This is a genomic window from Micromonospora phytophila (genome assembly GCF_023656545.1).
GTDB lineage: Bacteria > Actinomycetota > Actinomycetes > Mycobacteriales > Micromonosporaceae > Micromonospora > Micromonospora phytophila.
This window is the reverse complement of the sequence record NZ_JAMOKF010000299.1, coordinates 1-6,832: the sequence shown is the minus strand read 5'-3', so window position 1 is coordinate 6,832 and position 6,832 is coordinate 1. Positions and strand designations below refer to the sequence as shown.

Annotated in this window: 7 protein-coding genes and 1 pseudogene; 2 read left to right on the top strand and 6 right to left on the bottom strand. The window is 74.8% G+C overall.

The window, feature by feature from the left end; all coding sequences use genetic code 11:
- From NCC78_RS25355 to NCC78_RS25330, 6 genes and pseudogenes are all read right to left on the bottom strand, one after another.
- Positions 1-431 (bottom strand): annotated as a pseudogene (locus NCC78_RS25355) (protein translocase subunit SecD); the annotation flags it as partial.
- Positions 432-698: 267 nt separating this feature from the next.
- Complete coding sequence (gene yajC / locus NCC78_RS25350; protein ID WP_250797554.1) at positions 699-1,040, bottom strand: preprotein translocase subunit YajC; 342 nt, start codon at positions 1,038-1,040, stop codon at positions 699-701.
- Positions 1,041-1,179: 139 nt separating this feature from the next.
- Entirely contained in the window at positions 1,180-2,247 is a 1,068-nt protein-coding gene (gene ruvB, locus NCC78_RS25345; RefSeq protein WP_250797550.1) for a Holliday junction branch migration DNA helicase RuvB, read from the bottom strand.
- A complete protein-coding gene (gene ruvA, locus NCC78_RS25340) occupies positions 2,244-2,846 on the bottom strand; it encodes a Holliday junction branch migration protein RuvA (RefSeq protein WP_250797540.1) in 603 nt (200 codons plus the stop codon). Before ruvA ends, ruvB begins: the two co-directional genes overlap by 4 nt.
- Positions 2,843-3,370: a crossover junction endodeoxyribonuclease RuvC gene (gene ruvC / locus NCC78_RS25335; protein WP_250797538.1), complete on the bottom strand. Its 528-nt coding sequence runs from the start codon at positions 3,368-3,370 to the stop codon at positions 2,843-2,845. The genes ruvA and ruvC overlap by 4 nt, the downstream gene beginning before the upstream one ends.
- Before the next feature lie 124 nt (positions 3,371-3,494).
- On the bottom strand, positions 3,495-3,854 hold the full coding sequence (locus tag NCC78_RS25330; protein ID WP_250797536.1) for a DUF1905 domain-containing protein: 360 nt from the start codon (positions 3,852-3,854) through the stop codon (positions 3,495-3,497).
- Between the two features lie 235 nt (positions 3,855-4,089).
- On the opposite strand from NCC78_RS25330, the gene NCC78_RS25325 reads away from it, so the two are divergent.
- On the top strand, positions 4,090-4,872 hold the full coding sequence (locus tag NCC78_RS25325; protein WP_250797534.1) for a 3-hydroxybutyrate dehydrogenase: 783 nt from the start codon (positions 4,090-4,092) through the stop codon (positions 4,870-4,872).
- Between the two features lie 14 nt (positions 4,873-4,886).
- Complete coding sequence (locus NCC78_RS25320; protein ID WP_250797531.1) at positions 4,887-6,806, top strand: helix-turn-helix domain-containing protein; 1,920 nt, start codon at positions 4,887-4,889, stop codon at positions 6,804-6,806.
- Positions 6,807-6,832: the final 26 nt, after the last annotated feature.

The window sequence follows — 6,832 nt, the reverse complement described above, 5'->3', positions numbered from 1 at the left end:
GGGGCCGCCGGGGGCGCGACCGCGCCGCTGCCGTCGGCGGCCTTGAGCACCTTGCGGAAGCGCAGCTCGGCGGCGCTGCCGACCTCGGTGAGCTCACGGTTCTCGCCGGGCAGGGAGATCACGATGTTCCGGTTGCCCTCGGTGACCACCTCGGCCTCGGAGACACCGAACGCGTTGACCCGGCTCTCGATGATCTGGCGGGCCTCCTCGAGGTTCTCCGCCGTCGGGGGCCGGCCGTCGATGCTGTTGGTCGCCTCCAGCGTCAACCGGGTGCCGCCGACGAGGTCCAGGCCGAGCTTGGGCTCGAGCCGGTCCTTCAAGCCGCCGCTGGCGCCGCCCGCGAAGAACACCAAAAGATAGAGGACGACGAAGATGAACCCGAGCACGGCCAGTTGCCGTCCGGGGCGCATCTGTCCCTGAGGTGGTGCCACGGCTGTCCTGTCTCCCTGTACGGTCGCGCCGCACGCGTGGCGGCGGCGGGTGTCGGCCGGGGGTCCGGTCGACGGGCCTGACGGGCGGCGTCGGAGGACGGCACGGGAGCTCCGCCGGCCGACGAGGGAGCGTCGACCGGGCAGGAGTCGTGCCGACGTCCGGCGTCGACCCAACTATCCAGTTTTCACGTCGCGTGCGCTGCCCCGTCGGGCGCGGCGGTCACCGGGATCCGGCGGATGCCACCCGGTCGGGGACGGGCGCGACGGTCACTCCTTGACGGCGTCCGCGTCCTCGGTCACCGGCTCGGCCGGCCGCTCGACCCGGCTTACCACCCGGGCGATCGCCGGACGGGCGTACCGGGCCTGCACGCCGGGCGCGACCTCGAGCAGGACGGTGTCGTCGTCGACCCCGGTGACCGTGCCGTAGAGCCCGCCGATGGTGACGACCTCGTCGCCGGCGGAGAGTGCGGACTGCATGGCCTCCGCCTCGCGGCGGCGCTTCTGCTGGGGGCGGATCATCATGAAGTACATGACGCCGAAAAGCAGGGCGATCATGAGGATCGGCGTGAAACCGCCGGCTCCCCCGCCGCCCCCTGCTGCGTAAAGCACGGTGTGTTGACCTTCCCATTGGCCTCCGGCCGGCACGAGGGGCGCCGGAGCGGAGGCGGATTCTCACGTCCTGTACAGACCGGCGCGAGTCTAATCCCTGCACCTGGGAACGCCGAATGCGGCACAGATCACGTTCACATCACGGCTGATCGGCGTCCAGCGAGAACAGATCGGGCACGGGAGGGGTGTCCGCGCCAAATGTACCATTCGGTGGATTCCGCCCCAGATGCCGCCAGGCGGCCTCGGTGGCGACCCGGCCGCGCGGCGTCCGGGCCAGCAGGCCGGCCCGGACCAGGAACGGCTCGCAGACCTCCTCCACCGTGTCCGGCTGCTCCCCCACCGCCACGGCGAGGGTGGACAGGCCCACCGGGCCACCGCGGAACGAGTCGACCAGCGCGGTCAGCACCGCGCGGTCCAGCCGGTCCAGGCCGAGCGCGTCCACGTCGTACACCGTCAGGGCGGCCCGGGCGGTCTCCAGGGTGACCACGCCGTCGGCGCGGACCTCGGCGAAGTCGCGGACCCGGCGCAGCAGCCGGTTGGCGATCCGGGGCGTGCCCCGGGAGCGACCGGCGATCTCGACGGCGCCCTCGGCGGTGATCGGCACGCCGAGGATCCGCGCCGAGCGGTGCAGCAGCGTCTCCAGATCCGCCGGGGCGTAGAAGTCGAGGTGCGCGACGAAGCCGAACCGGTCCCGCATCGGGCCGGTGAGCAGGCCGGAGCGGGTGGTCGCGCCGACCAGGGTGAACGGCTCCACGTCCAGCGGAATGGCGGTGGCGCCCGGGCCCTTGCCGACCACCACGTCGACCCGGAAGTCCTCCATCGCGCTGTAGAGCAGCTCCTCGGCCGGCTTGGCGATCCGGTGGATCTCGTCGATGAAGAGCACGTCGCCCTCGGCGAGGCCGGTCAGGATGGCCGCCAGGTCGCCGGAGCGCTCGATCGCCGGGCCGCTGGTCACCCGGATCCCGGACCCCAGCTCGGCGGCGACGATGTTGGCCAGGGTCGTCTTCCCAAGGCCGGGCGGCCCGGAGAGGAGGATGTGGTCCGGTGGGGAGCCGCGCCGCATCGCGCCCTGCAGGAGCAGGTCGAGCTGGTCGCGGACGCGATGCTGGGCGATGAACTCGTCGAGCCGCTTCGGCCGGACGGTGGCCTCCGCGTCCAGCTCGCCGTCGTTGACGTACGCCGAGATCAGCCCGTCGGTCTCGCTCATCGGGTGCGACCCAGCAGCCGGATGGCCTGCTTGAGCAGGACCGGCACCGGCGGGACCTCACCGTCGACGGTCTCCGCCACCACGGCGACCGCCTGGTCGGCCTGCCCGGCCGTCCAGCCGAGCCCAACCAGCGCCTGCCGGACCTGCTCCGGCCACGTCCCGCCGGTGACCCCGGCGGCGCCGTCGGCGCCGATCGGTACCGGGCCGATCCGGTCGCGCAGCTCCAGCACCAGCCGCTCGGCGCCCTTCTTACCGATGCCCGGCACCCGGGTCAGCGCCGCGGTGTCGGCGTTGGCGATGGCCTTGCGCACCGCGTCGGGGGTGTGCACGGCGAGCACCGCCTGGGCCAGCCGGGGGCCGACCCCGCTGGCGGTCTGCAACAACTCGAAGAGCTGCTTGGCGTCGTCGTCGGCGAAGCCGTAGAGGGTGAGCGAATCCTCCCGGACCACCAGGCTGGTGGCGAGCCGGGCCGGCTGGCCGACCCGCAGCTCCGCGAGGGTCCCCGGGGCGCACTGCACCGCCAGGCCCACCCCGCCGACCTCCACCACGGCGTGGTCGGGACCGGTCGCGGTCACCACGCCGCGCACGCTGGCGATCATCTGGTTCCTCCTCGTCGTACCCGCTCGGCCGCGGCGGCCAGCTTGGAGCGCGTCCCGCCCCGCCACACGTGGCAGATGGCCAGGGCCAGGGCGTCGGCGGCGTCGGCCGGCTTCGGCGGCTCGGGCAGCCGCAGCAGCCGGGTGACCATCGAGGTCACCTGCGCCTTGTCCGCCTGGCCGGAACCGGTCACGGCCGCCTTCACCTCGCTCGGGGTGTACGTCTGCACGGGCAGCCCGGCGCGGGCCCCGGCGAGCACGGCGATCCCGCTGGCCTGGGCGGTGCCCATCACCGTGCGGACGTTGTGCTGGCTGAACACCCGCTCGACGGCGACGCTGTCCGGCCGGTGCTCGGCGACCAGGTCGGTGAGCGAGCGGTCCAGGTGCAGCAGGCGCAGCGGCAGCTCGTCGCCCGGATCGGTGTAGACGACGTAGTAGGCGACCAGCGTGCAGGGCCGGCCCGGCACCCCCTCGACCACGCCGACCCCGCACCGGGTCAGCCCCGGATCGACGCCGAGCACGCGCACGCCGCCTCCTCCCCAGCCGTCAGCAGTACGTGTGTTCGACACCCTACTGGTCGGCCCGGACGGTCGCCGGTCGGGACACGCCGGACCGCCCGGGCGTGCGGGCGGCACGTCGGCGGCGGTGCCCCTACCGCCGGGAGTGGTCGATCTCGACGGCGACGCTGACGGTGTCGCCGTGGTCCTTGCCGGCGCGGATGCGCGCCGGCACCGCCAGCAGCCAGCCGGCGGCGCGGTCCCGCCAGACACTGGTCGACCAGGTGCGGGAGTCGACGGTGGCGACGACCGGCACCCGGCCGAACGGACCGGCCGCGTCCGGCGCGTGCTCGTCGGGCACCGGGGCGAAGACCCAACCGCCCGTGCCCGGCCAGCGGACCAGCGTCGCGACGAAGGTCGTCGCGGGCTCGTCCCGCGCCTCCCCGGCCCCGGGCACGGGGGCCCGCTCGTCGCTGTCCACCCGGGCCGCCCGCCGTACGCCGTCGGTGCCCACGTCCCACCTCCGGGCGGTCGGGTCGGCCGGATGGTGGCCGACGGATGTGCCGAACCCTCGACACGGCGACTGTGCCAGGGCCCGCCGACATTTCCCCGACCGACCCGGGGCACCGGGCGGTGGGCGCGGTGCCGCCCAGCGGCCCTCGCGCCGCAGGTGGCCACACACACCGACCGTCGAGTATGTGCCGCCGCCCCATGTGCGCCCGGCCACACAGCTCGTAACTTCTTGCGCCATGACGGCAGAACCCGTGGCGGTCCCCCACGTCGTACACGTCGACCTCGCTGGTCGTACCGCCCTGGTGACCGGGGGCGGCAGCGGCATCGGCCGGGCCTGCGCCCTGCGGCTGGCCGCGGCGGGCGCGAAGGTCCTGGTGGTGGACCGCAACCTCGACGCCGCCAAGGCGGTGGCGGCGGAGGCCGGCGGCCGGGCCGAGGGGGTCGACCTGGCCGATCCCGAGGCGGTGGACCGGCTCGACGCCGACGTGGACATCGTGGTGAACAACGCCGGGTTGCAGCATGTCGCGCCGGTGCAGGAGTTCTCCCCGGAGCGCTTCGCGCACCTGCACCGGGTGATGGTGGAGGCGCCGTTCCTCATCATCCGCCGCGCACTGCCGCACATGTACGCCCGGGGCTGGGGCCGGATCGTCAACATCTCCTCCGTGCACGGGCTGCGCGCCTCGCCGTACAAGGCGGCCTACGTCTCGGCGAAGCACGCCCTGGAGGGGTTGTCGAAGGTGGTGGCGCTGGAGGGCGCGGCGCACGGGGTCACCGCCAACTGCATCAACCCGGCGTACGTGCGCACCGCCCTGGTGGAGAGCCAGATCGCCGACCAGGCGGCCCAGCACGGCATCCCGGAGGCCGAGGTGGTCGAGAAGATCATGCTGGCCCGGGCGGCGATCAAGCGCCTGATCGAGCCGGAGGAGGTGGCCGAGCTGCTGGCGTACCTCTGCTCCCCGCCGGCGGCGTTCATCACCGGCGCGTCGATCGCGCTCGACGGGGGCTGGACGGCCAACTAGTGGCGCCGCGCACAATGTCGGTCATGTCGTCGCCGGTGGAGTTCCTGGAACTGCTCGCCCGTGAGGCCGCCGCGGTGGAGTTCGAGGGGCCGCTGGTGGCCGCGCGGGCCGCTGGCCTGCCCGCCGACCGGCTGGCCGAGCTGGAACAGGCCAAGACGGTGGCGCTGCGGGTCCGCGCGCTGCTGGAGCGGCGGCGCCGTCGGGAGACCGAGCTGTCCGGCCTGTACGACACGGTCAGCGACCTGGCCGGGCTGCGCGACGTGGACGACGTGCTGCGGGCGATCGTGCACCGGGCGCGCAACCTGCTCGGCGCCGACGTCGCCTACATGACCCTCAACGACGACGAGCGCGGCGACACCTACATGCGGGTCACCGACGGCTCCGTCTCCGCCCGCTTCCAACGGCTGCGGCTGCCGATGGGCGCCGGCCTCGGCGGTCTGGTCGCCCAGTCCGGCGCCCCCTACGTCACGGCGAACTACGGCGAGGACGAGCGGTTCCACCACACCGGCGAGATCGACGCCGGGGTCGGCGAGGAGGGGCTGGTGGCCATCCTCGGGGTGCCGCTGCGGCTCGGCTCGACCTCGATCGGGGTGCTCTACGCGGCCAACCGCTCGGCCCGGCCGTTCGTCCGCGAGGAGGTGGCGCTGCTGGTGTCCCTCGCCGCGCACGCGGCGGTGGCGATCGACACCGCGCGGCTGCTGGCGGAGACCCGGGCGGCGCTGGAGGAGCTGTCGGCGGCGAACACCACCATCCGGGCGCACAGCACCTCGGTGGAGCGGGCGGCGGCGGCGCACGACCGGATGACCGCGCTGGTGCTGCGCGGCGGCGGTGTCGAGGACGTCGCGGCGGCGGTCACCGAGGTGCTCGGCGGGGCGCTGCTGGCGCTGGACGCCGAGGGTCGGCTGCTCGCCCGGGTCGGCGAGATCACCGAGCCGGACCGGGCGGACATCGTGGAGGCGGTGGCGGCGTCGCGTACCGAGGGGCGCAGCGTGCGCCGGGGGCCGCTCTGGTACGCCGCCGTGGTGGCCGGCGCGGAGAACCTGGGCGCGCTGGTGCTGCGCTCCGACGACGAGCTGGTCGACGCCGACCAGCGGATCCTGGAGCGGGCGTCGTTGGTGACCGCGCTGCTGCTGCTGTTCCGGCGGACGGTCGCCGAGGCGGAGGGGCGGGTCCGCGGCGAGTTGCTCGACGACCTGATCGCCCGGCCGCTGCGGGACACCGACGCGCTGCGCAGCCGGGCGCGCCGGCTCGGGGTGGACCTGGACGCCCCGCACGTTCTGGTGGCGGTCGGTGACGACGCGATCGCCGCCACCGGCTCGGCCCGGCAGCGGGTGCTCTCCTGGGCCACCACGTACGCCTCGACCCGGGGTGGGCTGGCGGCGGCGCGGGACGGCCGGGTGGTGCTGATGCTGCCCGGCCGGGACGCCGGCGGCAGCGCCCGCGCGGTGGCCCGGGACCTGTCCCGGGTGACGGGTCGGCCGGTGACGGCGGGGGCGAGCGGCCCGTCGACCGGGCCGGCGTCGCTGGCCACCACGTTCCGGGAGGCGGACCGCTGCCTGACCGCGCTGGGCGCGCTGGGTCGGGCCGGGCAGGGGGCGAGCACTGCCGAGCTGGGCTTCGTCGGGCTGTTGCTGGGCGCGGTCGGCGACGGCGGCGACACGGACGTCAGCCGCTTCCTCACCGCCACCATCGGGCCGGTGGTGGACTACGACGCCCGGCGGGGCACCGCGCTGGTGAAGACGCTGGAGGCGTACTTCGGGGTGGGTGGGAGCCTGGCCCGCGCCGCGGAGCTGCTGCACGTGCACGTCAACACGGTCACCCAGCGGCTGGAGCGGGTGGGGCAGCTGCTCGGCGCGGACTGGCAGAAGCCCGAGCGGGCCCTGGAGGTCCAGCTGGCGCTGCGCCTGCACCGGCTGCGCGCGCCGATGTCCTGACCGGCGGCACCGGGCCGCACGCCGGG